Annotated in this window: 27 protein-coding genes; 15 read left to right on the forward strand and 12 right to left on the reverse strand. The window is 35.0% G+C overall.

Going from position 1 to position 25,431, the window contains the following annotated elements; translation table 11 throughout:
- Nucleotides 1-248: 248 nt before the first annotated feature.
- From srlA to srlR, 6 genes are all read left to right on the forward strand, one after another.
- Nucleotides 249-797 (forward strand): glucitol/sorbitol-specific PTS transporter subunit IIC, encoded by a 549-nt coding sequence (gene srlA, locus ACGH80_RS09440; protein WP_034913455.1) that lies wholly within the window; start codon nt 249-251, stop codon nt 795-797.
- Between the two features lie 21 nt (nt 798-818).
- Entirely contained in the window at nt 819-1,805 is a 987-nt protein-coding gene (locus ACGH80_RS09445; RefSeq protein ID WP_174798804.1) for a PTS glucitol/sorbitol transporter subunit IIB, read from the forward strand.
- A 96-nt stretch (nt 1,806-1,901) separates the two neighbouring features.
- Nucleotides 1,902-2,270, forward strand: a complete 369-nt coding sequence (locus tag ACGH80_RS09450) for a PTS glucitol/sorbitol transporter subunit IIA (protein ID WP_065590281.1) — start codon at nt 1,902-1,904, stop codon at nt 2,268-2,270.
- Between the two features lie 12 nt (nt 2,271-2,282).
- On the forward strand, nt 2,283-3,062 hold the full coding sequence (gene srlD / locus ACGH80_RS09455; RefSeq protein ID WP_174798803.1) for a sorbitol-6-phosphate dehydrogenase: 780 nt from the start codon (nt 2,283-2,285) through the stop codon (nt 3,060-3,062).
- Nucleotides 3,063-3,138: 76 nt separating this feature from the next.
- Nucleotides 3,139-3,498 (forward strand): transcriptional regulator GutM, encoded by a 360-nt coding sequence (gutM, locus tag ACGH80_RS09460; protein ID WP_174798802.1) that lies wholly within the window; start codon nt 3,139-3,141, stop codon nt 3,496-3,498.
- A 98-nt stretch (nt 3,499-3,596) separates the two neighbouring features.
- A complete protein-coding gene (srlR, locus tag ACGH80_RS09465; protein ID WP_065590284.1) occupies nt 3,597-4,379 on the forward strand; it encodes a glucitol operon DNA-binding transcriptional repressor SrlR in 783 nt (260 codons plus the stop codon).
- 136 nt (nt 4,380-4,515) lie between these two features.
- On the opposite strand, the gene serA is transcribed toward srlR, so the two are convergent.
- Nucleotides 4,516-5,757 carry a phosphoglycerate dehydrogenase gene (gene serA, locus ACGH80_RS09470; RefSeq protein WP_174798801.1) on the reverse strand — a complete coding sequence of 414 codons (1,242 nt, stop codon included), beginning with the start codon at nt 5,755-5,757 and terminating at the stop codon, nt 4,516-4,518.
- Nucleotides 5,758-5,836: 79 nt separating this feature from the next.
- Nucleotides 5,837-6,493: a ribose-5-phosphate isomerase RpiA gene (rpiA, locus tag ACGH80_RS09475; RefSeq protein WP_174798800.1), complete on the reverse strand. Its 657-nt coding sequence runs from the start codon at nt 6,491-6,493 to the stop codon at nt 5,837-5,839.
- 210 nt (nt 6,494-6,703) lie between these two features.
- Between rpiA and ACGH80_RS09480 the strand changes: the two genes are divergently transcribed.
- The 4 genes from ACGH80_RS09480 (at nt 6,704) to ACGH80_RS09495 (ending at nt 9,818) form a co-directional block, all read left to right on the forward strand.
- Nucleotides 6,704-7,591 carry a LysR family transcriptional regulator ArgP gene (locus ACGH80_RS09480; RefSeq protein WP_065590287.1) on the forward strand — a complete coding sequence of 296 codons (888 nt, stop codon included), beginning with the start codon at nt 6,704-6,706 and terminating at the stop codon, nt 7,589-7,591.
- A 112-nt stretch (nt 7,592-7,703) separates the two neighbouring features.
- Nucleotides 7,704-8,777, forward strand: a complete 1,074-nt coding sequence (hemE, locus tag ACGH80_RS09485; protein ID WP_174798799.1) for a uroporphyrinogen decarboxylase — start codon at nt 7,704-7,706, stop codon at nt 8,775-8,777.
- On the forward strand, nt 8,770-9,372 hold the full coding sequence (locus ACGH80_RS09490; protein ID WP_411631045.1) for a YjaG family protein: 603 nt from the start codon (nt 8,770-8,772) through the stop codon (nt 9,370-9,372). The genes hemE and ACGH80_RS09490 overlap by 8 nt, the downstream gene beginning before the upstream one ends.
- Nucleotides 9,373-9,545: 173 nt before the next feature.
- On the forward strand, nt 9,546-9,818 hold the full coding sequence (locus tag ACGH80_RS09495) for an HU family DNA-binding protein (protein ID WP_034912351.1): 273 nt from the start codon (nt 9,546-9,548) through the stop codon (nt 9,816-9,818).
- Between the two features lie 169 nt (nt 9,819-9,987).
- Here ACGH80_RS09495 and ybaK read toward each other — a convergent pair whose 3' ends face one another.
- From ybaK to ACGH80_RS09545, 10 genes are all read right to left on the reverse strand, one after another.
- The gene (gene ybaK / locus ACGH80_RS09500) at nt 9,988-10,473 is read right to left on the reverse strand and encodes a Cys-tRNA(Pro) deacylase (RefSeq protein WP_065590290.1); all 486 of its coding nucleotides are present in this window, start codon (nt 10,471-10,473) and stop codon (nt 9,988-9,990) included.
- Between the two features lie 103 nt (nt 10,474-10,576).
- Nucleotides 10,577-11,386, reverse strand: coding sequence for a hypothetical protein (locus ACGH80_RS09505; protein ID WP_065590291.1), 810 nt, complete (start codon nt 11,384-11,386; stop codon nt 10,577-10,579).
- Between the two features lie 73 nt (nt 11,387-11,459).
- A complete protein-coding gene (gene glyS / locus ACGH80_RS09510; protein ID WP_363319005.1) occupies nt 11,460-13,532 on the reverse strand; it encodes a glycine--tRNA ligase subunit beta in 2,073 nt (690 codons plus the stop codon).
- A gap of 10 nt (nt 13,533-13,542) precedes the next feature.
- Complete coding sequence (glyQ, locus tag ACGH80_RS09515; protein WP_034912362.1) at nt 13,543-14,475, reverse strand: glycine--tRNA ligase subunit alpha; 933 nt, start codon at nt 14,473-14,475, stop codon at nt 13,543-13,545.
- A 310-nt stretch (nt 14,476-14,785) separates the two neighbouring features.
- Complete coding sequence (gene dusC, locus ACGH80_RS09520; protein WP_174798796.1) at nt 14,786-15,742, reverse strand: tRNA dihydrouridine(16) synthase DusC; 957 nt, start codon at nt 15,740-15,742, stop codon at nt 14,786-14,788.
- Nucleotides 15,739-16,512 (reverse strand): molybdopterin-synthase adenylyltransferase MoeB, encoded by a 774-nt coding sequence (locus tag ACGH80_RS09525; RefSeq protein ID WP_174798795.1) that lies wholly within the window; start codon nt 16,510-16,512, stop codon nt 15,739-15,741. Before ACGH80_RS09525 ends, dusC begins: the two co-directional genes overlap by 4 nt.
- A gap of 75 nt (nt 16,513-16,587) precedes the next feature.
- Nucleotides 16,588-17,907 carry an amidohydrolase gene (locus ACGH80_RS09530; RefSeq protein ID WP_296317073.1) on the reverse strand — a complete coding sequence of 440 codons (1,320 nt, stop codon included), beginning with the start codon at nt 17,905-17,907 and terminating at the stop codon, nt 16,588-16,590.
- Between the two features lie 20 nt (nt 17,908-17,927).
- Nucleotides 17,928-18,377: a hypothetical protein gene (locus ACGH80_RS09535; protein ID WP_065560819.1), complete on the reverse strand. Its 450-nt coding sequence runs from the start codon at nt 18,375-18,377 to the stop codon at nt 17,928-17,930.
- Nucleotides 18,377-19,165, reverse strand: a complete 789-nt coding sequence (locus tag ACGH80_RS09540; RefSeq protein ID WP_174798793.1) for a DUF3100 domain-containing protein — start codon at nt 19,163-19,165, stop codon at nt 18,377-18,379. The genes ACGH80_RS09535 and ACGH80_RS09540 overlap by 1 nt, the downstream gene beginning before the upstream one ends.
- A gap of 29 nt (nt 19,166-19,194) precedes the next feature.
- Nucleotides 19,195-19,740: a cysteine hydrolase family protein gene (locus tag ACGH80_RS09545; RefSeq protein ID WP_411631047.1), complete on the reverse strand. Its 546-nt coding sequence runs from the start codon at nt 19,738-19,740 to the stop codon at nt 19,195-19,197.
- Between the two features lie 285 nt (nt 19,741-20,025).
- Between ACGH80_RS09545 and aspS the strand changes: the two genes are divergently transcribed.
- The 5 genes from aspS to ACGH80_RS09570 all read left to right on the forward strand — a co-directional run bounded on the left by aspS (nt 20,026) and on the right by ACGH80_RS09570 (nt 25,415).
- On the forward strand, nt 20,026-21,783 hold the full coding sequence (gene aspS, locus ACGH80_RS09550; RefSeq protein WP_174798791.1) for an aspartate--tRNA ligase: 1,758 nt from the start codon (nt 20,026-20,028) through the stop codon (nt 21,781-21,783).
- Nucleotides 21,784-21,792: 9 nt separating this feature from the next.
- Nucleotides 21,793-22,245 (forward strand): dihydroneopterin triphosphate diphosphatase, encoded by a 453-nt coding sequence (nudB, locus tag ACGH80_RS09555; RefSeq protein WP_174798790.1) that lies wholly within the window; start codon nt 21,793-21,795, stop codon nt 22,243-22,245.
- An 11-nt stretch (nt 22,246-22,256) separates the two neighbouring features.
- Nucleotides 22,257-22,673, forward strand: a complete 417-nt coding sequence (locus ACGH80_RS09560) for a hypothetical protein (RefSeq protein ID WP_174798789.1) — start codon at nt 22,257-22,259, stop codon at nt 22,671-22,673.
- Between the two features lie 92 nt (nt 22,674-22,765).
- Nucleotides 22,766-24,229, forward strand: coding sequence for a 4-hydroxy-3-polyprenylbenzoate decarboxylase (gene ubiD, locus ACGH80_RS09565; protein WP_085165137.1), 1,464 nt, complete (start codon nt 22,766-22,768; stop codon nt 24,227-24,229).
- Between the two features lie 121 nt (nt 24,230-24,350).
- On the forward strand, nt 24,351-25,415 hold the full coding sequence (locus ACGH80_RS09570; protein WP_174798788.1) for an SEL1-like repeat protein: 1,065 nt from the start codon (nt 24,351-24,353) through the stop codon (nt 25,413-25,415).
- Nucleotides 25,416-25,431 lie beyond the last annotated feature (16 nt).

The following is a 25,431-nucleotide window of genomic DNA, read 5'->3' on the forward strand; positions in this document are numbered from 1 at the left end:
TAAATACCCGTATTGACAAAATTACGCCAACTTAATGTTAATGTCCAATAAAAAACGTTAATTTTTTACTATCATTGCTATTTCAGTAACCTATGGTTTTTTTATTTCTTTCTTCTTTCTTATTTTTATTTATCTGAAACAATATATTTCAAAATAAAAGAAAATATTTCAAAATGTGATTTAGTTAAAAGTTTTTATATTTCAAAGTTGATAGCATTAATGCGAAATTTAACTCAATAGGAGACAATATGATTGATGCTATTTCATTTGGTGCCGAATGGTTTATTGGTTTATTCCAAGAAGGCGGCAAGGTATTTGTGGGTATGGTAACAAGTATATTACCATTATTAATTTCATTACTCGTTGTGATGAACGCAGTGATTAAATTTATTGGGCAAGAACGTATTGAACGTTTAGCGCAAGCTTGTGCGGGCAATCCTGTTTCTCGATATCTATTATTACCACTTATCGGAACTTTCGTATTTTGTAATCCAATGACATTAAGCCTAGGTCGTTTTATGCCAGAGTTTTACAAACCGAGTTATTATGCAGCTTCATCTTATAGTTGCCATTCAATGAATGGACTCTTTCCACACGTTAACCCTGGTGAACTTTTTGTTTATTTGGGAATAGCTGCTGGTTTAACTACCCTAAATTTACCTTTAGGTCCTCTTGCTGTGAGTTATTTCCTTGTTGGTTTAGGTACTAACTTCTTTAGGGGGTGGATTACTGACTTTTGTACTGCCATTTTTGAAAGAAAAATGGGCATCAAGTTAGAAAGAAAAGTTCATCTATAATAAAAATAAGGAATATAAAAAATGGCAAAATTTATCCACATTGAAAAAGGCGAAGCAGGTTGGGGTGGACCTTTGGAACTTCCAGTTATTGCTGGTAAAAAAATTGTTTATATTGCAGCAGGTACTCGTCCAGCCATAGTTGACACTTTAGTTGATCTAACAGGTTGGGAAGCTATTGATGGTTTTAAAGATGGTGAGCCGCCTAAAGATGAAATTGGCGTTGCTGTGATTGATTGTGGAGGAACATTACGTTGTGGAATTTATCCAAAAAATCGTATACCAACTATCAATATTCATGCCACAGGTAAATCAGGCCCTCTGGCTCAATATATTGTTGAAGATATTTATGTTTCTGCGGTAAAACCTCACAATATCAAACTAATAGAAAAAGAAGGCGATGTTGTAAGCGAACCAGCAACAAACGATAAATCGTCTGAATTTAAAGATTATGACAGCAGCAAAAAAATTACTGAACAAAGCGATGGTTTGTTAGCAAGAATTGGTATCGGTATGGGTTCTGGCGTTGCTGTCTTCTTCCAAGCTGGCCGAGATACAATTGACACTGTACTGAAAACAATACTTCCTTTTATGGCGTTTGTATCGGCACTAATTGGTATCATCATTGCATCTGGATTGGGTAACTTTATTGCGCATGGGCTAGTACCACTGGCAAACAATCCGCTTGGATTGGTTATTTTAGCCTTAATTTGTTCATTTCCATTACTTTCCCCATTCTTAGGTCCTGGTGCGGTTATTGCTCAAGTTATTGGGACATTAGTTGGTGTTCAAATTGGACTTGGTAATATTCCACCGCATTTAGCATTGCCAGCATTGTTTGCCATTAATGCACAAGCAGCATGCGACTTTATTCCGGTTGGTTTATCACTTGCTGAAGCTAAACAAGATACAGTTCGAGTAGGGGTACCATCGGTGTTAGTTAGCCGCTTTTTAACCGGTGCGCCAACAGTATTAGTTGCATGGGCGGTATCGTTATTTATCTATCAATAGATTGTCTAAAAAATGGGATGGTTCCATCCCATTTTAAACTAACGTTAAAAATAAAAAGCTTGGATTAAGTGAAAGCAAGAAATAAGAAGGTTAATGATGTCAAATATTATCTATCAATCAAAAATTAGTCAAATTGGTGAGTTTGCTCAAGATGCATTAACTGATGGTATGTTAATCCTGTTTAAAACTGGAGCACCAGCAGATTTAGCGGATTATTGTTTTGTGCATAGTCATGATGATTTAAAACAAGATTTACAAGTTGGGCAGACCATTTATCTAGGTAAACAGAGTTACAAAATTACCGCGGTGGGTGATGTTGCTAGTGTTAATTTCCGTGAATTAGGTCATATCACATTAAAATTTGATAGTAATAATCAAGCCGAATTACCAGGAACCATTCATATAGAAGGCGAAACTCCAAGTCAGCTTTTTGTGGGTGATGAAATTAGAATTGTAAATGATTAAGGAACATAAAAAATGAAACAAGTAGCAGTTGTTATAGGTGGCGGACAAACTCTTGGTGAATTCTTATGTAAAGGTATCGCTGATGCTGGATACAAAGTTGCCGTTGCAGATTTGAATGCCGCTAATGCAAACAAAGTTGCAGATGAAATAAATCAAAAACATGGCGCTAGCACGGCAAAAGGCTTTGTTGTTGATGCAACCAAAGAAGATAGTGTCATCAAGTTAGCACAAGACGTTGAAGCTACATTTAAACATGCTGACTTATTAGTCTACAGTGCAGGAATTGCACGTGCAGCTCCAATTACCAGTTTTGCATTAAGTGATTTTCAATTATCGGTTGATGTCAACTTAACTGGTTATTTCTTATGTGCGCGTGAATTTGCAAAATTAATGGTAAAACATAATACCGCTGGTCGTATTATCCAAATCAATTCGAAATCTGGAAAAGTGGGTAGCAAACATAATTCAGGATACAGCGCAGCCAAATTTGGTGGGGTAGGGTTAACACAATCACTTGCCCTAGATCTTGCTGATTGTGGTATTACTGTAAACTCATTAATGTTAGGTAACTTATTAAAATCCCCTATGTTCCAATCGTTAATACCACAGTATGCTAAAAAATTAGGTATTCCTGAAAACCAAGTGGAACAAGTTTATATTGATAAAGTTCCCTTAAAACGAGGTTGTGATTATCAAGATGTACTTGACGTATTGCTATTTTATGCAAGTGATAAAGCATCATATTGCACAGGGCAATCAATCAACATTACTGGTGGACAAGTGATGTTCTAGTTAAAATAAAGTGCGAAAGTTAATTTAAACTTATCGCACTTTTTATTCTAGCTTAAAAAATGGAAAAATATTAAATATGACGACTACTCTAATTGCTATAGCGCTTATTGCTTGGTGTATTCAAATTATTTTTAGTTGGTTTCAAATTCGTCGTTTCAATAAAGCGTTTCTAGCTTTAAAAAAAGGTTGCTACTTAGGTGTTGGTCGTAGTAAAAGTAAACGATTTAGACCAAGAGTATTAATCGCAATTTCATTAGATGAAAATAAAGTTGTGATTGATTCTATCATAATGAAAGGGATCACGGTATTTGCATTGCCTAAATCTATTTCCCAGCTCCATGGCTTATCTGTATCAGAAATAATCCCTGAAAAAATATTTCCAAACGACGTAATATCACAAAGTGCGTTGATTGTTGCCTTAACAGCAAAAAATTAATAATTATCTTTTATTTTGAAAAGTAATTTCTTTCATTATAAAGTATAATGGTTTGCAAAATAAAATTTCCTATATACTAATAATGATGGAATCATAATATGAAAGTAAGGCAACGACAAACAGCTATTTTAGAATACTTGCAAAATAATGGGCAAGTTAGTATTGATGAATTAGTTGAGTATTTCAAAACGACTGGAACTACAATTCGTAAAGATCTCACTCAACTCAGCCAAAGTGGTCTAGTTTTACGTACTTACGGCGGCGCCATGTTAAACCGTGAAATTGGTGATAGAGCTATTGATCATAAAACTTATATTAACATTGCATCTAAAAAATCAATTGCATGCGAAGCAGTTAAATTGATCCACGAAGGTGACTCAATTATTTTTGACTCTGGAAGTACTGTTGCTCAGATGATTCCTATACTGACAAGTTTCAATAATTTGACTATTATGACTAACAGCTTACACATTGTAAATGAACTTGTTGCACATAATAATGATCATACTATTATCTTATCAGGTGGCACTTTTCGCCGTAAATCGGCCTCTTTTCACAGTAACAGTGCATCAACTGCGGCCATATTTGAATCTTACACTTTTGATAAACTATTTATGGGGGCCGATGGGATTGATTTAGTAGGGGGCGTGACAACATTTAATGAAAGCTATCACGGCAGTGTTGCCATGAGTAAAGCTGCGGCAAAATTAATATTATTAGCTGACTCAACCAAGTTTGGCAGGCGTAGTCCTAATGTTGTGTGTGACTTAAATGCTGTTGATACCATCATCACCGACAATAAATTAGATGACAAATATTATGAAGCACTCATACAACGAGGCATCAAAGTCATTAAAGTAGACGTAATTGATAAAGAATAAAAAATAGCATTGTTTAAATGTTGCATTAGCGGGAATCTATTTGAGTGATGCAAATTATTAACAAAACAAATTTAATTTACTCAAAATTAAAAACCCGCTAAAGCTGAGTGGCTAACAAGCGTACCGACTTATCACCTTAAAATAACAATCTAGCACGAATTGTTCCTGGCACGTTTTTCAGTTTAGATAACAACTCTTCAGCCTTACTTTGTTTAACTCTATCGATATCAATAACAACATAACCAATCTGAGGATCAGTTTGTAAATATTGTGCTGAAATATTAAGCCCTTGTTCAGCGAATAACGTATTGATAGCAGTTAGAACACCAGGTTGGTTACGATGAATATTAATAAAACGACTAGAGCCTTTAGCTGGAATAGGTAAAGAGGCTTCAGGAAAATTAACTGCTGAAAGTGTTGCACCAGTATCAGAATATTTAGCTAGTTTACTTGCGACCTCAATCCCAATATTTTCTTGTGCTTCGCTAGTTGAACCACCGATATGCGGAGTAATAATTACATTATCAAATTGACATAATGGAGATTCAAAAGGGTCGTTGTTACTAGCAGGTTCTGTTGGAAAAACATCAATAGCTGCCCCACTGAGTTTTTTGGCTTTCAAAGCTTTAGTTAAAGCCTCAAGATCGATAACTTTACCGCGTGAAGCATTGATTAAAATTGCGTCTTGTTTCATTGCATCAATTTCGTTATCACTAATCATTTTGATGGTTGTTGGATTTTCTGGCACATGCATTGAAACAATATCGCTTATTGCTAGTAATTCTTTCATTGTTGAAACTTGTTTAGCATTACCTAAAGGTAGTTTTGTTTCAATATCATAAAAATAAACATTCATCCCTAACGATTCAGCCAAAATACTTAGTTGGCTACCAATATGCCCATAACCAATAATACCCAAATTTTTACCACGAGCTTCGTGTGAACCTGTCGCAATCTTATTCCATTTTCCTCGGTGTGCTTTAGCATTTGCATCTGGTACTCGACGAAGTAATAATATTGCTTCGGCTAATACTAGTTCTGCTACAGATCGCGTATTTGAAAATGGTGCATTAAAAACAGGAATCCCTTTTACTGTCGCTGCATCAAGATCAACTTGGTTGGTACCTATACAAAAACAGCCAATGCCAGCAAGTTTAGGTGCAGAATCGATAATGTCCTTAGTTAATTGTGTTCTTGACCGGATCCCAATAAACCGGACATCTTTCAGAGCTTGCTTAAGTTCTTCAGGCGATAATGCGCTTTTATGATATTCAATATTGGTAAAGCCGGCGGATTTTAATATTTCAATTGCGCTAGGATGAACTCCCTCAAGTAATAAAAACTTATTTTCATCTTTGGTTAAAGTTTGAATAACCATTATTTCCTCTCTTTCCTTCAGCATACAAATTGGTACTTATAATTAAATACCATTATTAACTTTATTGTAGTAAATGATTTTATCTCAGCTCTTTTACACCCGTACTGCATCCAACAAGCGCAATATCAGCGCCTTTATTGGCAAATAATCCAACAGTAACCACACCTGCAATGCTATTAATTCGGTTTTCAAGCTCCATTGGTTTGGTAATGACAAGATCATGAATATCTAAAATCACATTACCATTGTCAGTTATAACGCCTTGACGATATATTGGTTTACCGCCCAGCTTATATAACTCACGAGCAACATATGAACGAGCCATTGGGATTACTTCAACCGGTAATGGGAATTTACCTAATACATCAACAACTTTTGATTCATCAACAATACAAATAAATTGTTTAGCTATGGCTGAAACAATTTTTTCGCGTGTTAAAGCTGCGCCACCTCCTTTAATCATTTGCAACTGGTGATTAATTTCATCTGCACCATCGACATAGACATCCAAATAATCGACTTCATTACAATCGAGAACAGGAATACCATAGCTTTTTAATTTTTGGGTGGATGCTTCCGAACTAGATACAGTACCTTTGATTTGATCTTTTATTGTAGCTAATGCATCAATAAAATGGGATGCAGTAGAGCCTGTTCCTACACCAATAAAAGAATCAGGTTTGATAAATTTTAAGGCTGACCAGCCTACGGCCTTTTTTAATTCGTCTTGTGTCATAATATCACCCCTATTTTGAGGATAATTTTTCTTAAAAAAAATAAAATTTTGAAAGCAAAATTGTTGAAGATATGGCATAGTACCCAATTAGAAAGCAAAAATCATTAGGATTTTAAGAATTAAATCAACTTTGTGATAGGTTTAAAACTTATTACGATATTAAAGTAGATTAAATATTTGAGCAATGATCAAATCATTAATAAAGAGATTATGAAGCGTCCAGATTATAGAGCGTTACAAGCATTAGATGCGGTGATAAAGGAACGAGGATTTGAAAGAGCTGCTGATAAATTGTGTATTACACAACCTGCGGTTTCGCAACGTATCAAACAATTAGAAAGCTTTTTTGGTCAACAACTGCTAGTTAGGACCATTCCTCCGAAAGCAACCAAACAAGGTGAGCACCTGCTTGGCTTATTACATCAAGTTGAATTATTAGAACAGCAATGGTTAGGTGATAACGAGCAAAATGCCACACCGTTGTCGTTATCTATTGCGATTAATGCTGATTCTTTAGCAACTTGGTTTTTACCTGCGTTAAAACCAGTTTTAGATAAAAATATCTTACGTTTTGATATTCAAGTCAAAGATGAAGAACATACGTTAGAATTATTGCGTTTAGGGACAGTAGTTGGTGCGATTAGCATTCAAGCTAATCCTTTACCAGGTTGCTTGTCTGATTTATTAGGTGCTTTAGACTATATTTTTGTGGCTTCACCTGATTTTGCTAAAAAGTACTTTCCAACTGGGGTAACTCGATCATCTTTATTAAAAGCGCCTGCTGTTGCATTCGATCATTTAGATGATATGCATCAGGCCTTCTTACAAGAAAACTTTAACCTTACGCCAGGTAGTGTAATTTGCCATATCACTAGTTCATCTGAAGCTTTTGTGCAATTAGCTAAACAAGGTTCGGCCTGCTGTATGTTACCAAAGTTGCAAGTTGAGCAAGAATTAAAAAATGGTGAATTAATTAATTTAACTGATGGGTTATATCAAAGACGTATGCTATATTGGCATCGTTTTGCTCCTGAAAGTAGTGTAATGCAAAATATCTCTGAAACCTTGATTCGTTATGCACAACAAACATTATCATAGCCTCAGGATTTAGATCACAAATAATAGATAAATTAAGTGATTTTTATACTGAAACAAATACTTACCTGAAACTTTTTAACAAAATAAAGTCTATATTTAAAGAGCTGAAGATATGAGCCAATTAAAAAATGATCGTTATTTACGAGCTTTACAATGTTTGCCTGTAGACTATACACCAGTTTGGATGATGCGACAGGCTGGTCGTTATTTACCTGAGTATCGTCAATTAAGATCAAAAGCGGGTGATTTTATGACGATGTGTCAAACGCCAGAATTAGCTTGTGAGGTCACCTTACAACCATTACAACGATTTGAGCTTGATGCTGCTATTATTTTCTCTGATATTTTAACAATCCCTGATGCTATGGGGCTTGGCTTATATTTTGAATCGGGTGAAGGACCTAAATTTAAAAAATCGATATCTTGCATATCAGATATTGAACAATTACCCATCCCAGATCCAGAGCAATCACTTAAATATGTGATGGATGCGATTCGATTAACAAAAAAAGAACTCAATGGTAAAGTTCCACTAATTGGTTTTTCGGGAAGCCCATGGACACTAGCCACCTACATGATTGAAGGGGGCAGTAGCAAAGCATTCACCAAAATTAAAAAGATGCTTTATAGTGAGCCCAAAGCGTTGCATCAACTACTTGAAAAACTAGCAAACAGTATCGCATTATATTTAAATGCACAAATTCAAGCGGGAGCACAATCGATTATGATTTTTGATACTTGGGGCGGCGTATTAAGTCATCAAAGCTATCAAACATTTTCACTTGACTATATGCAACAGATCTTATCGCAATTAAAACAAGGTAAAAAAAGTCAAGATATAACCTCGTACATTCCTGTTACTTTATTTACTAAAGGAGGAGGAATATGGCTTGATCGTATTATTAATACAGGTTGTGATGCGGTGGGAGTGGATTGGACTGTAAATTTAAGCCAGATTACTCAAAAAGGGAAAATAGCAGTACAAGGGAATTTAGATCCTTCCGTTTTATATGCAGGAAAGCAAACAATTGAATCCAACGTAGAGGCCGTTCTTAATGAATATGGCTATCACAATGGGCATGTTTTTAATTTAGGGCATGGTATTCACCAAGATATCCCTGTAGAGAATGTACAGTATTTGATTGAAGCGGTACATCGACTATCAAAAAGGTTTCATCATGATTAAAAATCCTGTTCAATTAAGGCTAGAAAAGTTACCACAATGGAAACAACGTCTATTTATGGTCTGCTTATGTGAACGAATGTATCCCAACTTTGTTTTTTATTGTCATCAACAACATCATGAAGATGATGCTAAAAATTATAAAAAAATACTGGATTTAGTTTGGGAATCACTATTAGTTGAAGATGTAAAAATCAATTTTGATTTACAGCTTGAGAAATTAGAACTCATTATTCCAACTGTAACTGATGATAGTCCTTATATGGTTTATCCAGCCATCGATGCTTGTCATGCACTTGGTGAGGTCTTACACTCTTACTTGAGTGGTGAAATCGCTGAACATACAGCTAAAGTCAGTAGTATATCAGCAACTACAGTTGCTGAATTTGAAATGACCAAAACAAATGTTAATCTTTCAGAAGATGAACAACAAACTTTGCCTAGTGTTATAGATGAATTCGATTTGCAGTGGGAAATATTTCGATTGCTACGCGAAGAAAATAATGAAATGAATGAGTTGATAAAAGGCTTGAAAGATGAAATTCGAGCAGCGGGAGCTAGTAATATTGGTGTTTTTTTGAGCTATCAAGGCGTTTAAAGTGTAATTTTTAAAATTTTTATTAAATTTTTCTTTAATATTGGACAAATATAGACTACATTTAACAGCAATGTAATCTAAGCAACGTTTACAGTAACGACGCTAAAATATTAAGTTTTAGCTTCGTTTATAATGTTAACTTTAACAATAAAATAATATGTAAGGATATACCCATGAATAAAACAGAACTTGTCGACGCTATTGCTAGCAAAGCTGATATTACCAAAGTAGCTGCAAAAACGGCGTTGGAAGCTACATTAGCCGCTATTACTGAATCATTGAAAGCTGGTGAGCCAGTTCAATTAGTTGGTTTTGGTACATTTAAAGTTAATTCTCGTAAAGCTCGTACTGGTCGTAATCCAAAAACTGGTAAAGAAATTAAAATTGCAGCAAGTAAAGTACCAGCATTCGTATCAGGTAAAACTTTAAAAGAAGCAATCAAATAAGTTGCTTTTTCTTACTGTCAACTTGATTGATAGAAGTATTAGGTCATAGGGTATAGTCTTATGACCTTATCAACTCAATAAAAATACATTATTTTAAGGCAAATTGCTTTCGCTTTTTCTTGTTTATAAGTAGTATTAGAACCAAATTAAAATTATATTACTAATAATTTTAAGTGGTTATTTCAACCCATTTCGCTTGTAATATATCAATCAAATCTTGAGGCGCAATTTCAATTTCTAATCCTCTTCGCCCGCCTGATATAAACATTGTTGTGTGCTCACTTGCACTTAAATCAATGAGTGTGGGTAGTTGTTGTTTTTGACCGAGTGGACTAATTCCTCCCACCAAATAACCTGTTACCTTTTGAGCTAAATTAGGATCAGCTAAATCTATTTTTTTACATTTTAGTGCTTTTGCGACTTTTTTAAGATCCAAATGTCTATCGACGGGCAATACACAAACCGCTAACGTCTTATTATTACCGTTTAAACTTACAATCAAAGTTTTAAATACCTGTGTAGCTGTAACATTCAAACTGGGATCAAGTTTATTAACCGCTTCTTGCCCGTAGTTAGTTTGGTTGGGATCGTGTTTATATTGGTGGATATTAAATTTGATTTTTAGCTTTTTAAGTAAATCAATTGCTGGAGTCATAGCTTTTATCCAATAGATTTAGTTAAATCAAAATAGTATATGGTAAGCGATATCCTTACCAAAATAGAGTTGGTAAGGAAATGAATAACAATTAAAGAATTAATTAGTGGTCTTCTTTATTTTTATCATCATTGCTAGTAGACGGTGCTGCTGAGTTAGAGGCACTATTTGCTAGCGTATAAAGACGATAGAAAAAGCTAGTAACAAAAATATCAAAAAAGATACTACAGAAAGAGAAGATGGTATCAAGGACAAAATTGTCACTATCGAACGCAATAGCTAATTGAGTAAAAACCATCACAAATGCAAGGAAGATTAATACCATCAAAATAGCTGAGCGCCACTGGGTTTTTGATGACTGAATGCTTAATGAAAGTGAGTCAAGAATATTGTTTTGACCAGGTTCAACCAGCGAAGCAAAAAAGAAGTTACAAAAGATAATTAAAATTAGAATTGGAATCAGTAATACTAAAAAAATTAATATAAAAATAAGTTCTTTAGGTAAAAGCAAATTTAAACTAATAAGTACTATAGATAACATAAATGAGACTAAAAATATAAAGACTCCAATGATAAGATAAAAAAGAATAATTTTTAATGTATTTGATAACGCTTTAGACAGTAATAGATTTAAATTAAGTTTATCGCTAATATAAAGGTTAGAAATAGTTGCTATACTAATTGCTTTTAAAATAATGCTAATTAGTAATGTCAACATCACGAATAAAACATAGTTAGTTAAATTTTGTGAAAAATAGATTTGTTCAGCTAGATTTTGTTTGTCAAAGAAAGAATTGAAAAACGCATGAATTAAAGCTAGCGTTAAACTAACAAGAACAAATTGCGTAATGCGATTACGAATAAAATTGCATGTTTGTATAAAAACTAAAGAAAAAGAGATTTTTTTTTGCATTTCTATGTAAGTTCCTTATATGTGGTAACTGATTTAGTTACCACTATTATTTTTGAATGATTAAATTCGTAAATTAAGCTTGCAATAATGAAATATCCGCAACTTTTAAGAATAAATTTTGTAGCTTTTTCAAAAGTGCTAATCGATTAAGCCTAATCCCTTCATTGTCAACCATAACCATGACAGAATCAAAAAACGCATTCACTGCCTCTTTTAATGACGATAATTCAATTAACGCATCTTGATAACGGCTTTCACTAAAATACGGTGAAAGTTTATCGGTTAAAATCGCCAATTTTTTAGCTAATTCACCTTCTGCGCCTGTCTCTAGCAAGGCTGCATTGATCTGCTCAGGAATAGTAACCTCAATTTTAGATAAAATATTTGACACACGCTTATTAGCTTCGGCTAATGACGAGGCTTCGGGCAAGGTTCTAAAGTGAGTGACTGCTTTAACGCGTGCATCAAAATCAGCGGGTTTAGTTGGATTAAGTGCTAAAACTGCTTGAATCGTATCAATTGCAAAGCCTTGTTCTTGATACCAAGCTCGGAAACGACCCTGCATAAAATTAACAATATCGTCAACTACGTTTTTATTATTAAGCTTATCGCCATATAATGATGCGGCATAATTGGCTAATTCAACTAGATCTAAAGGCAGTGCCTTTTCAACAATAATACGTAAAACACCAATAGCAGCGCGACGCAATGCAAAAGGATCTTTATCACCCTTAGGATGCTGACCAATACCAAAAATGCCAGCTAAAGTATCCAATTTTTCAGCGATAGAAACTGAACAAGAAACAGCAGTACTTGGTAATTCATCACCAGCAAAACGCGGTTTATATTGTTCTTCAATGGCGGTTGCAACTTCAATACTTTCGCCATCTTTAAGGGCCAAATAACGTCCCATAATACCTTGTGTTTCAGGGAATTCAAAAACAGTATTAGTCACTAAATCGCATTTTGTTAATTTGCCCGCTCGTTTGGCTTGCTCAACATCAGCCCCAATTTTATCGGCAATAAAGCCAGATAACGATTCAATGCGAATTGCTTTATCCTTAACTGTTCCAAGCTGTTGTTGAAATAAAACTGTTTCAAGACGAGGCAAACGGTCTTCTAAACGTTGTTTTAAATCAGTTTGATAAAAGAATTCAGCATCGGCAAGGCGAGGGCGAACCACTTTCTCATTACCCGAAATTACAACTTGTGGATCTTTTGACTCAATATTAGCCACAAAAATAAAGTTTGGTAATAATTTGCCTTGTTTATCATAAACAGGAAAGTATTTTTGATCGCCTTTCATGGTATAAACCAATGATTCAGCAGGAACCTCTAAAAATCGCTCCTCAAATTTAGCAGTTAACACAACAGGCCATTCAACTAGAGAGGAAACTTCTTCAAGCAAATTATCTGTTAAATCTGCTTTACCATTTAATTTTGCAGCTTCTTCTTCAGCTTGTTGTTTAATAATAGATTTACGTTTATCGTAGTCAGCAATTACCTTACCACGTTGTTCCAAAATTTCAGGATACTGGTCTGCATTATCAATAGTGAACTCTTGTTCACCCATAAAACGATGGCCACGAATAATACGATCTGATTTAATCTCTAAAATCGTACCAGGCACAAGCTCATCACCATACAACATGGTAACAGTATGACATGGACGAATAAATTCAACTTGGCGAGCCGCCCAACGCATTGGTTTAGGGATAGGTAATTTGCTTAATGCGGTTTTAACCATATCACATAACAAATTAACAACTGGCTGACCTTTTTGATTTTGAGTATAAGAAAGCCATTCACCTTTATCAGTTTGTATACGTTCAGCCTGATCAACTGTAATACCACAACCACGAGCCCAACCTTCAGCAGCTTTAGTTGCATTTCCATTGGCATCAAAGGCTGCGCTGACCGCAGGACCACGTTTAACTATTTGGCTATCGGGTTGCGTATCATTCAAATTTAAAACTTTTAATGCTAAACGACGAGGCGATGCATACCAAAGCACCTCACCATGTTCTAAATTGGCATTATCAAGCTGCTGTATAAAATTAGCCGCAAAGCTTTCTGCTAACGTGCGGAGTGATTTTGGTGGTAACTCTTCGGTACCAATTTCCACTAAAAATGTTTTTTGCATAATCTTCTAATTCCTACTTTGATGCACTTTCGTTAGATTGTGAATTTTGGCACATAGGGAAGCCAAGTGCTTCGCGAGATGCGTAATAGGCTTCCGCCACCATTTTGGTTAATGTTCTGATGCGCAAAATATAACGTTGTCGCTCAGTTACTGAAATCGCTTTACGAGCATCAAGTAAATTAAAACAGTGGGCCGCTTTTAAGATGCGTTCATAAGCAGGTAGTGGTAGTGGTTTTTCTAACTCAAGCAAAAACTTGGCTTCTTTTTCGTGTTGTTCAAAACAATAAAATAAAAATTCAACATTGGCGTATTCAAAATTATAAGTGGACTGCTCAACTTCGTTTTGATGGAACACATCACCATAGGTTGTTTTACCAAATGCTCCATCACTCCAAACCAAATCATAAACACTATCTACGCCTTGAATATACATTGCTAAGCGTTCAAGTCCATAAGTGATTTCACCAGTAACTGGTTTACATTCAAGCCCACCAACTTGTTGAAAGTAAGTAAATTGGGTTACTTCCATACCATTTAACCAAACTTCCCATCCAAGCCCCCAAGCACCAAGGGTTGGGTTTTCCCAATTATCTTCAACAAAACGGATATCATTAACAGTTGGATCAAGACCTAATTGTTTTAACGAACCTAAATAAAGCTCTTGAATATTATCAGGAGAAGGTTTTAAGATAACTTGAAATTGATAATAATGCTGAAGCCTGTTTGGATTCTCACCATAGCGGCCATCGGTTGGGCGGCGAGATGGTTGAACATAAGCTGCATTAATAGGTTCTGGCCCAAGCGCTCGTAGGCAAGTCATCGGGTGAGACGTTCCCGCACCGACTTCCATATCCAAAGGCTGAATCACAGTGCATCCCTGATTAGCCCAGTAGTCTTGTAACGTAAGAATTAACCCCTGAAAGGTTTTGACATTAAACTTTTGCATGATGTTATCTTTATGGTTGAATTGATATTTCGATAATTTAAATAGTGCTATATATTATACTTTTTATCAATACTTGTGAAATGCCTAATCAGGCTCTGTCTAATATTGAATAAATGATTGATTTTTCTTTAAAATAAAAAAATTAAATAAAATCAATGCTCTACCTGAACGTTTTTTATGGAAAAGTAGAACCACATATAACCTTTTCTGATTAACATTAATTAATCTTTTAATATCAGCTAAATAGATTATATTTTATTGGTAATATGTAATGTACCTTATTTAGTTGTTGGATAAATAGCCACGACATTTATGTATTATTTTTATTGTCATTTGTTAAAAATTGACAAATTTCTTGTTGTGATTTGAGTGTTCTAATGTTTTGTAAGACTTCTGACGCTTGAACATAGTGCCGTTTTAAGTAAGCAAGCCATTGTTTGATGCGAGCAGAGTGATAAAGCGGTTTAGCACTATCAATAGATGATGTTGCATAGTGAATTAAAATTTCCATCACTTGTTGCCAATTTAATGCTGATTGCTCAGTTCGTATCATATTAGCTAGGTTTGGAATAGTTAAAATACCGCGCCCTAGCATAATGTCATTAGTTTGGCTTTGGCTTATGCAATTTTTTGCATCTGCAATAGAGAAAATTTCACCATTAGCAATAACAGGAATTTTTAAGTGCTGTTTGATTTGGCCTATTGTTTGCCAATCTATTTTTTCGGATTTATAGCCGTCTTCTTTGGTCCTTCCGTGAATTGCTATTTCGTTGGCTCCGGCAAGTTCAATTGCGTTGGCAATTTCGTGACAATGCGATTTATTATCCCAACCTAAGCGAATTTTGACTGATAATTTATTTGTTGTACCTATAGCTTGTCGTACCTGGCTGACAATATTAAATATCTGCTCTGGATATTGTAATAAATAAGCGCCACCGTGGCTGCCAACTACAGTTTTGGCTGGGCAACCAAAATTGATATCTATACCATAAGAACCTAATTCGATAGCTTTAATAGCATTTTCAGCCATCCACTCTGGTGACTGTCCTAAAATTTGGACACGAACTGGCGTGTCAGATTCGGTTTTTCCATTATTGTAAAGTTCAGGACATAGGCGATAGAAAGTCCTATTTGATAATTTGTGATGGGTCACTCTGATAAATTCTGTAACACAATAATCAAATTGGTTAATTTCAGTTAAAAGTTGCCTGACTTGATAATCCAGTACTCCCTCCATAGGAGCTAAAATAATTCGATTAATTTTCATTGAGAAACCTGATTGGTATTACCATTACCACAAACGGGACAATTAGGTTGTTTGGTAAATTTAACTTGGCTAAACTCCATTGTCATTGTATCAGTCATTAATACACGACCAATTAATGGTTTTCCATATTGAGTTAACACTTTTATCGCTTCTAAGGCTTGCATGGAACCAAACATTCCAACAAGCGGAGCCATGACGCCGGTCTCAACACAAGTGAGTTGATCTTTACCAAATAAGCGACTTAAACAGTGATAACAGGGTTCATTAGGTTGGTATGTAAATACACTTAATAACCCCTCCATACGGATTGCCGCTCCAGAAACTAACGTTTTTTTTACTTGAAAGCAACAGCGGTTAATTTGCTCTCGTGTCACTAGGTTATCCGTACAGTCTATGACAATATCATGTTGTTTAATAAGTGAAATAAGCTTATTATCATCAAGTCGCTGATTTACTGTTTCAATTAACGTATTGGCATTTATATTGGTTAAGGCCTCTTTTGCCACCTCGACTTTGTATTGATTAATAAAGCTTTCGGTATATAAGATTTGTCGATTTAAGTTGGATTTTGATATGGTGTCAAAATCAACTAACGTTAATTTTCCTAAACCTGATGCCGCTAAATAGAGTGATGCAGCGCAACCAAGTCCGCCTAAACCAATGATCAGTGCTGAACTGTTTTTCAATATTTGCTGTTTATCAATATCGAAATCACGCAATGTGATTTGTCTATCATAACGAAACAATTCTTGATCTGTAAGTTCTAGCATATTGTGCGATTATTATTGTGGTTAATGAAGCATTATAACAGAAACTTGGCACAACAATGTGCCAAGCTATTAAGATTATTTGTCAAAGCCAGATAGAAAGGTTAAATATTCCTCTTTGGTCATTAGTGGTTTATATTCTGACATCAGCTTCTGTGCAGGTTTGGCATCATCATAAAGTAAATCAATAATTGTACATGCCATCATTTGTGCAGGGCGGATGTAAGCCATTTCTTCATCAAATACCGTATAATCTTTACCATGTAAAACACCTCGAACTGAACCAATCCATGGGTGGCTAACAGGCATAATGTGAGATAAATCTCCAGTATCCGTACTACCTGTCATATGAGGCGCAATCCAAACATTATCAGCACCAATTAGATCTTGTGCATTACTTTGTAAAAAGTCATTAAGTGTTGGATTGTTTTGCAAAGGTAAATAACCTGGTAGATCTTTAATTTCACACGTTGCCCCAACAGCCATTGCTCCAGCTTTTAATGCTTGATTTATTCGTTCATTGGCATCAATCATGGCAGGCACATTGCCTGCGCGCACATAGCTTTCCATTCTGACATCGCTTGGAACTACATTTACTAAATCACCACCTTGGGTAATAATTGGATGGAATCTAATGTAGTCTTTTTCTTGAAATGTTTCACGAATAGCATGCACCCCCATCATTCCCATCATCGCAGCATTTAAGGCATTGACGCCAGCATGAGGCGCTGCAGCAGCATGTGCTGCCTCACCTTTATATTTAATTAATTTTCCGATAAAACCATTGCTAGTTGTTGATATTTCGATAAAACCATTTTGACGTTCATTAGGTACACTAGTTAAATGTATTTGTAATGCCATATCAATATCGTCAAACTCGCCACGTGAAATTAACTCTGGTTTGCCACCAATATATTTGATTTTACCTTCTTTTATTAAGCGATTTCGATAAGTGATTTCAACATATTCTTCAGCTGGAACAGCAAATGGTACGACATCGCCAGCTAAAAATTGCATAGCCCCTGAATCAATTAATCCCATCGTTACTGCCATCATATTTGCAATTTGAGCATTATGTCCACAGCAGTGCGCAGCACCAGATGTTTCGTCAGCAGCAGGGTGATCTGCACAAATAATAGCATCAAGCTCGCCGATAACGGCAATACTATATTTACTACCTTTTCCTCCTTTTAGGCGACCTTTTACTCCTGTTATTGCTAATTTATTTTTAAATGGAATACCTAGTTTTTCAAAAGTTTGCTCAACTTTTTGAGCTGTTTTGTGTTCTTTATAACCAAGTTCAGGTTCTACCCAAATTGATTCAGCAATCGCCTTAATATCGGCTTTACGGTTTGCAATTGCACTACAAACCTTTTTTTTAAGTTCTTCTTTTGTCATAAATTAAATCCTAGTGCAAATTAGATAACACCTTCCCAATGCAAGGTGATTTGAGCAATGATTGCTGCCAAAATAAAAGTGCCTGAAAATACCGCTAATGAAACAGGAATAATTCGCCATGAGATACTTTTAAATAATGCTAAATCTTTACCAATAGCCAATCCAGCATAAGCAAGCACTGGGGTACAAACCGCCAATAAAGAAACCTTGTCAGTAAGTGAAACAACTTGTTCATGAAAAGGGAAAATAGGTGATGAAGCCACTGCGGCTACAACTGATACCCATAAAATAACTGGAAATTTGTTTAATACTGGAATTTTGCCAACAAAATAACCAACAATTGATATAACAACTAAAATTGATAACGCTTCTAATGACAGCATAAAATCAATTTTGTAACCTACTGTATTACCAGCAGCCATAATAATGGCAACTAAGATCAGTAAAAATATTGTTTCTAAACTTTTCATTATAGCGCTCCTTCTTTATTACGTCGTAAACGGGAAAAGATGTTATATAAGAAAGAGGCAAACGGTAGTGAAAATAATGTATAAATATAAATACCAACAACACTCGACATTAAGTTTGCTGTTGTTGCATAGGCTTTGATTTCACTAGCCATTTCTGGATAAAGGTCACTTATTGGAGCAAGTGATGCCGCCATCATACTACCACTTCCAACCCCAGCTCCCATGGCTAAAGCATAAGGATGGAGAATATCTAGTTTTGCCATCACGCTTGCTAGTATACTCATCCAAATAGCACCATAAAGTGTGCCACAAACATACATCGCCATAACGCCTCGACCTTCAGCGGAGTCCAATCCATATTTATCTGCAACAATTGCTATATTCGGTTCGCGAGCAACAGAATAAGTTGCACCTACAGCTTCACGTTTCATGCCTAATATCATTGCTAGTGGCAAACCCAATAAAATCGTACCAGCAAAATGACCTAATTCCTGAAAAATTAATGCTAACTTAGCATCTTTTAGAATCATATCAATCTTAGGACCGACAGAAACGCCAAGCTTGGCAATAAGTAACATCAAAGTTACAATCATGATGGCGCTGGCATTATTCATATTTTTTAGTTTTAATATTTTTAATTTGGGAACACTTATTACTCCACCGATGATCATGGCGTATAACATCGGATACACAGCGATAATCCAAATAGACTGCTTACCGATAAACTCACATGCCAAAACAACGACTAGTGCAAGTAAATGCACTTTATAATCTCGTAAAACTTTCATTATTACTCCTTAATTTATTTAAAATATTTTTAAAGTATCGTTGCCCCTAATGTATTTTTAAAATGATTTAAAGCCCATTGATGACCGATTGGATTAAAGCTGGCTACTGCCTTTTTATGAATAAATATTTTATACCCTAAATTATAGGCATCTACTGCTGTGTGCAATATGCAAATATCAGTACAAACTCCTGTCAAATGGATTTCACTGATGCATCTTTCGCGTAATCGTAAATCAAGATCTGTCCCACAAAAAGCTGAATAGTGGCGCTTATTTATCCAATAGATATGATTAGTATTTTTATATTTTTGATAAAGGTTATCTAAACTACCAAATAATTGTTGTCCTAAAGTACCAATTATATTATGAGGCGGAAAAAGAGAATATTCAGGGTGAAATCTATCAGAAGGGTCATGAGAATCGATAGCAAAAACGACAAAATTATTATTTTTTATAAATGATTCTGCTACGTTTAGCATTTCCGCTTCAATTTTTTGACCAGCTAGGCCTGTAGTTAAAGCTCCATTATCAGCAACAAAATCATTTGTATAATCAATTGAAATTAACGCTTTCATATCAAGTAAATAGGCTATTAAATAATATTAAAGCTTATTAATAAATATTTGATATGACAAGTTATTTTCAATAAGTAATTTGAATATGTTTTTTATAAAATTAAGATCTAATTGGTATCTTTTTGAATTTAATTTATTTTATAAAAACTTTTATAAAGTAAATTTATTATTAAAAACTAACTATAAATAAATTAAATGAAAATTATTTTAAATCATGGTCTTTATACCCTGATAAATTGCTCTATAATAATTATCATTATTGCTAATAGTACACAGGATATTTTAATGAGAACAATTTATTGCGGACAACTCAATGCAAGTTATATTAATCAAGAAGTAACATTATGTGGTTGGGTCAATAAACGCCGAGACTTAGGCGGTATGATTTTTATCGATATGCGTGATCGTGAAGGTATTGTACAAGTTTTTTTTGATCCTGATTATCAACAAGCATATCAACTTGCTGGTGAACTTCGTAATGAATTTTGTATCCAAATTAAAGGCAAAGTAAGAGCTCGTCCGGAAGGTCAAATCAATAAAGATATGGCAACCGGAGAGGTTGAAATTTTGGCAACTGAATTGAAAATATTTAACCGTAGCGATGTATTGCCTCTTGATTTCAATCAAAACAACAGTGAAGAGCAACGTCTAAAATATCGTTATATTGACTTGCGTCGCCCTGAAATGGCAACGATCTTTAAAACGCGAGCTAAAATTACCGCATTTGTTCGTTCGTTTATGAACGAACATGGTTTTTTAGATATCGAAACGCCAATGTTAACCAAAGCAACTCCAGAGGGCGCAAGAGATTACTTGGTTCCAAGTCGAATCCATAAAGGTGAGTTTTATGCGCTGCCACAATCGCCACAATTATTTAAACAATTGCTAATGATGTCAGGATTCGACCGTTATTATCAAATTGTAAAATGTTTTCGTGATGAAGATTTAAGAGCCGATCGTCAACCTGAGTTTACGCAAATCGATGTTGAAACTTCATTTATGACAGCAGAGCAAGTGCGTGATGTTATGGAGAAGATGATTCGTGAGCTTTGGTTACATGTTAAAAATGTGGATTTAGGTAAGTTTCCTATTATGACTTTTGCTGAAGCGATGCGTCGCTTTGGAAGTGATAAGCCTGATCTGCGTAATCCGCTTGAAATTATTGATGTGGCTGATTTGGTTAAAGATGTTGATTTTAAAGTGTTTTCAACACCAGCTAACGATCCGAAAGGACGCGTTGCATTGCTTTGTATTCCAAACGGTGCACAATTAACACGTAAACAACTTGATGAATATACGCAATTCATTTCAGTTTACGGCGCAAAAGGTATGGCTTGGATTAAAGTTAATGAACGTTGCAAAGGGTTAGAAGGTGTACAAAGCCCAGTTGCTAAATTCTTTAATGAATTGCAAATGGAAGCACTGCTTAATCGTGCCAATGCTAAAGATGGTGATATTTTATTATTTGGTGCCGATAGCTATAAAGTAGTGAGTGATGCGTTAGGGGCATTACGTTTAAAAGTTGGTAAAGATTTAGGTTTAACCGATGAAAGTAAATGGGCGGTACTTTGGGTTATTGATTTCCCGATGTTTGAAGAAACAGATGAAGGTTTAAGTGCTATGCATCATCCATTTACGTCACCAAAAGATTATACACCAGAAGAACTTCTGAATAATCCTGAAAATGCTGTTGCAAATGCTTATGATATGGTAATCAATGGTTATGAGGTTGGTGGTGGATCAGTTCGTATTCACCGTAGCGAAATGCAACAAGCCGTCTTTTCAATTTTAGGTATTAATGAACATGATCAACGTGAGAAATTTGGCTTTTTACTTGATGCATTAAAATATGGTACACCTCCTCATGCAGGATTGGCATTTGGATTAGATCGATTAAGTATGTTATTAACTGGAACGGATAATATTCGCGATGTGATAGCGTTTCCTAAAACTACAGCAGCAACTTGTTTACTTACTGATGCTCCAAGCCCAGCCAATATTGCAGCATTGACTGAACTTGGTATTGAAGTAAGTAAAAGATAGTGATATTTGATGCGAAAATTCAAAAAACCTGAATCTGTTCTGGTGGTGATTTTCTGCCAGACAACAAACCGTTGCCTTATGTTACAGCGCCAAGACGACCCTTGTTTTTGGCAATCAGTAACAGGTAGTATGGAAAATAATGAGCTACCACGAGAAACAGCAATTCGTGAGGTTTTTGAAGAAACAGGCATTGATATTATAGGGCAAAATCTTGAGTTAATTGATGCAAAGTATTCCGTTGAATTTGAGATTTTCCCGCAATTTAGACATAAATATGCACCAGAAGTTAAGCTAAATAAAGAACATTGGTTTTATCTGCCTATTATTAATGAGATAATACCAGTACTTACTGAGCATTTAGATTATCAATGGTTAACAATTGATGAAGCAATCAATCTTACTTTATCTCCAAATAACAGTGAAGCTATTGGTAATATTCACAATTTGATTAAATCTAATTAAGAGGTTTGAAAATGAAATTAAGCCTATATGCCGTTGCGTTGTCCTGCTTATGTTTTTTTGTACCAACTTGTAATGCCGATATAAATATAAAAAAGTGCCAACCTAATCAAAATGATTATACTATTTTCGATGAGTATGACGTTAAAATATCAGAGAAGATAATTGATTATAAATTACATGATCAACCTGAAAAACGTGAAAATAGTGTTATTCAGATATTTGCTAATGAAAATAGTGATGATCGAAATGACTGGATAGCCTCGTTTCTATTTGATGATCAATCTGAACAATTTTTATTTTATCAAGTTGATCAAGATAAATTTATTGAAATCGATAAAAAACAATTTGATGCCTTATTACCTAAAATTGTTGAGTGTAATCAAAATAAACAAGTACCTATATATAGTGAAAACTTTGATGCAGATTAGTTAAATATCAAAGCTACATTAGTATTAAGTATTAAAAATGATTTTAGGATTTGGTTAACTCAAGACTATTAAGTAACAGGGAGTAGTAATAAATGAATTTTTCAAATTTTAGAGATTTTTTAGATTATCTTGAACAACAAGGTGAATTAAAAAAAATTACTTTTCCTGTTAATCCTTATCTCGAAATGACCGAAATTGCTGATCGTGTTTTACGTAATGGAGGCCCTGCTTTATTATTCGAAAATCCGATTGGTTATGATATGCCTGTTTTATGTAATTTGTTTGGCACCGCTAAACGTGTTGCAATGGGAATGGGGCGTGAAGATACTTCAGCTTTGCGTGAAATTGGTGAGTTATTGGCATTTTTACGTGAACCCGAACCGCCTAAGGGCATACGGCAATTTTTTAATGTGTTACCTAAGTATAAACAAGTACTAAATATGCCAGTCAAACATCGTTCTTCAGCACCATGCCAAGAGGTGATTTTTAAGGATGATGAGGTGGATTTGACTCGTTTACCTATTATGCATTGCTGGCCCGAAGATGTAGCACCTCTGTTATCTTGGGGACTGACTATTACTAAAGGTCCTTATAAAGATCGACAAAATGTGGGCATTTATCGCTTGCAACTTTTAGGAAAAAATAAATTGATCATGCGTTGGCTGTCACATCGTGGTGGTGCACTTGATTTTGCCGAATGGCAACAAGCACACCCAAACGAAAGATTTCCAGTTAGTATTGCTATTGGAGCTGATCCAGCCACCATTTTAGGTGCAGTGACACCAGTGCCAGATACTCTACCTGAATATGCTTTTTCTGGATTATTACGTGGTAGCCGAACAGAGGTAGTCAAATCGTTATCGAATGATTTAGAAGTTCCAGCTAGTGCAGAGATAATTCTTGAAGGTTATATTGATCCTAATGAGTTAGCATCAGAAGGTCCGTATGGTGATCACACAGGTTATTATAATGAAGTTGAGCAATTTTCCGTATTTACCGTAACGCACTTAACTCGCCGGAAAGATGCGATTTATCACTCAACTTATACAGGTAGACCACCAGATGAACCCGCAATCATGGGACTTGCTTTGAATGAAGTTTTTATTCCAATTTTACAAAAGCAGTTTCCTGAAATTGTTGATTTTTATTTACCGCCAGAAGGATGTTCATACCGTATTGCGATTGTTACTATTAAAAAGCAATATCCAGGTCATGCTAAACGAGTTATGATGGGAGTTTGGTCGTATTTAAGGCAATTTATGTATACCAAATTTGTAATTGTCTGTGATGATGATATTAATGCACGTGACTGGAAAGATGTAATGTGGGCTATTTCGACACGTATGGATCCTCATCGGGATACGACTTTTATTGATAATACACCGATCGATTATTTGGACTTTGCTTCACCTGTATCAGGATTAGGCTCTAAAATGGGTTTAGATGCTACCAATAAATGGACAGGTGAAACAAATCGTGAATGGGGAAAGATAATTAAGAAAGATCCAAAAGTCATTGCCCATATTGACGAAATTTGGGATGAGTTAGGTTTATAGAATTATCTTTAATCAATATTAATTGTATAAATAAAATAGCCCAAATAAGAATTAAACAAAAACTATTCCCTTATATTGCATTTATGTATAATTATTAAAATTGCTATAATAATTAAAAAATATGAAAAAAATTCAAATATTGTTAGTACTATTGTTATCTATTTCTTATAGTGCAATGGCTACAAATTATAAGACGCAATCAGATGATACTCAACTAAAGCTTAAAGCGTCAGATTCATTGCTCCCTTCTTTACGTTTGTCTGCAGAAAAAGGGAACTCAGAAGCTCAGTACTCATTAGGAAATATTTATAAACAAGGATTAGGTGTCGAGGTTAGTGATGTTCGAGCTTTTTTCTGGTATAAAAAAGCGGCTGAACAAGGGCTTGCCAAAGCACAAAATAATTTAGCATTTATGTACCAAAGTGGTTTAGGTACTAAACCTGATTTAAATGAAGCATTTAAATATTTTAAATTAGCGGCAGATCAAAATTATGCATTAGCTAAATATAATTTAGCTTTAATGTACAAAGAAGGCAATGGAGTAGAAAAAAACATACTGACTGCGATTGATTATTTTACACAGGCTGGTAATGAAGGTATTTATGACGCTTATCTAAATCTTGGTATTATGTATTTTTTTGGTGATGGTGTAAAAGAAGATCGCATGACGGCTGCTGATTGGTTTAGTAAAGCAGCTAAAGATAATATTCCAGAAGCGCAATATTATTTGGGATTAATGTCTGAAAATGGCGATGGTTTAACCCAAGATTATGTGGCAGCTAGCTATTTTTATACACAAGCGGCAGAGCATGGCCATGTATTAGCGATGTACAATTTAGCAATTATGTATGTAACAGGTACAGGAACTAAACCGGACAATACGCAAGCGGCATATTGGTTCACTAAAGCCGCTGAAGCTGGTAACGCTGATGCTCAATATAATATTGGTGTGATGTATGATGTAGGTGGAGGAGTGCCTAAAGACGAGGAAAAAGCCGTTGAATGGTATCTAAAAGCTGCAGAGCAGGGCAGTGTTGATGCTCAATATAATTTAGGTGTTAAATATCTAGAAGGTGAAGGTACGGATAAAGATCAAGAGCGTGCTATTTATTGGTTTACTAAAGCTAGTGAGCAAGGAGATCAAGACGCTAAAGCTTATTTAGAACAATTATTACCAGAAAATTAAAAAAGGCATTAGCCTT

This window comes from Gilliamella sp. BG1, from assembly GCF_046635625.1.
Taxonomy (GTDB): Bacteria; Pseudomonadota; Gammaproteobacteria; order Enterobacterales; family Orbaceae; genus Gilliamella; species Gilliamella bombi.

Excerpts from the sequence above, each read along its gene's own strand:
- srlA (WP_034913455.1), top strand. The coding sequence starts at position 249 with ATGATTGATGCTATTTCATTTGGTGCCGAATGGTTTATTGGTTTATTC.
- ACGH80_RS09445 (WP_174798804.1), top strand. The coding sequence starts at position 819 with ATGGCAAAATTTATCCACATTGAAAAAGGCGAAGCAGGTTGGGGTGGA.
- ACGH80_RS09450 (WP_065590281.1), top strand. The coding sequence starts at position 1,902 with ATGTCAAATATTATCTATCAATCAAAAATTAGTCAAATTGGTGAGTTT.
- srlD (WP_174798803.1), top strand. The coding sequence starts at position 2,283 with ATGAAACAAGTAGCAGTTGTTATAGGTGGCGGACAAACTCTTGGTGAA.
- gutM (WP_174798802.1), top strand. The coding sequence starts at position 3,139 with ATGACGACTACTCTAATTGCTATAGCGCTTATTGCTTGGTGTATTCAA.
- srlR (WP_065590284.1), top strand. The coding sequence starts at position 3,597 with ATGAAAGTAAGGCAACGACAAACAGCTATTTTAGAATACTTGCAAAAT.
- serA (WP_174798801.1), bottom strand. The coding sequence starts at position 5,757 with ATGGTTATTCAAACTTTAACCAAAGATGAAAATAAGTTTTTATTACTT.
- rpiA (WP_174798800.1), bottom strand. The coding sequence starts at position 6,493 with ATGACACAAGACGAATTAAAAAAGGCCGTAGGCTGGTCAGCCTTAAAA.
- ACGH80_RS09480 (WP_065590287.1), top strand. The coding sequence starts at position 6,704 with ATGAAGCGTCCAGATTATAGAGCGTTACAAGCATTAGATGCGGTGATA.
- hemE (WP_174798799.1), top strand. The coding sequence starts at position 7,704 with ATGAGCCAATTAAAAAATGATCGTTATTTACGAGCTTTACAATGTTTG.
- ACGH80_RS09490 (WP_411631045.1), top strand. The coding sequence starts at position 8,770 with ATGATTAAAAATCCTGTTCAATTAAGGCTAGAAAAGTTACCACAATGG.
- ACGH80_RS09495 (WP_034912351.1), top strand. The coding sequence starts at position 9,546 with ATGAATAAAACAGAACTTGTCGACGCTATTGCTAGCAAAGCTGATATT.
- ybaK (WP_065590290.1), bottom strand. The coding sequence starts at position 10,473 with ATGACTCCAGCAATTGATTTACTTAAAAAGCTAAAAATCAAATTTAAT.
- ACGH80_RS09505 (WP_065590291.1), bottom strand. The coding sequence starts at position 11,386 with ATGCAAAAAAAAATCTCTTTTTCTTTAGTTTTTATACAAACATGCAAT.
- glyQ (WP_034912362.1), bottom strand. The coding sequence starts at position 14,475 with ATGCAAAAGTTTAATGTCAAAACCTTTCAGGGGTTAATTCTTACGTTA.
- dusC (WP_174798796.1), bottom strand. The coding sequence starts at position 15,742 with ATGAAAATTAATCGAATTATTTTAGCTCCTATGGAGGGAGTACTGGAT.
- ACGH80_RS09525 (WP_174798795.1), bottom strand. The coding sequence starts at position 16,512 with ATGCTAGAACTTACAGATCAAGAATTGTTTCGTTATGATAGACAAATC.
- ACGH80_RS09530 (WP_296317073.1), bottom strand. The coding sequence starts at position 17,907 with ATGACAAAAGAAGAACTTAAAAAAAAGGTTTGTAGTGCAATTGCAAAC.
- ACGH80_RS09535 (WP_065560819.1), bottom strand. The coding sequence starts at position 18,377 with ATGAAAAGTTTAGAAACAATATTTTTACTGATCTTAGTTGCCATTATT.
- ACGH80_RS09540 (WP_174798793.1), bottom strand. The coding sequence starts at position 19,165 with ATGAAAGTTTTACGAGATTATAAAGTGCATTTACTTGCACTAGTCGTT.
- ACGH80_RS09545 (WP_411631047.1), bottom strand. The coding sequence starts at position 19,740 with ATGAAAGCGTTAATTTCAATTGATTATACAAATGATTTTGTTGCTGAT.
- aspS (WP_174798791.1), top strand. The coding sequence starts at position 20,026 with ATGAGAACAATTTATTGCGGACAACTCAATGCAAGTTATATTAATCAA.
- nudB (WP_174798790.1), top strand. The coding sequence starts at position 21,793 with ATGCGAAAATTCAAAAAACCTGAATCTGTTCTGGTGGTGATTTTCTGC.
- ACGH80_RS09560 (WP_174798789.1), top strand. The coding sequence starts at position 22,257 with ATGAAATTAAGCCTATATGCCGTTGCGTTGTCCTGCTTATGTTTTTTT.
- ubiD (WP_085165137.1), top strand. The coding sequence starts at position 22,766 with ATGAATTTTTCAAATTTTAGAGATTTTTTAGATTATCTTGAACAACAA.
- ACGH80_RS09570 (WP_174798788.1), top strand. The coding sequence starts at position 24,351 with ATGAAAAAAATTCAAATATTGTTAGTACTATTGTTATCTATTTCTTAT.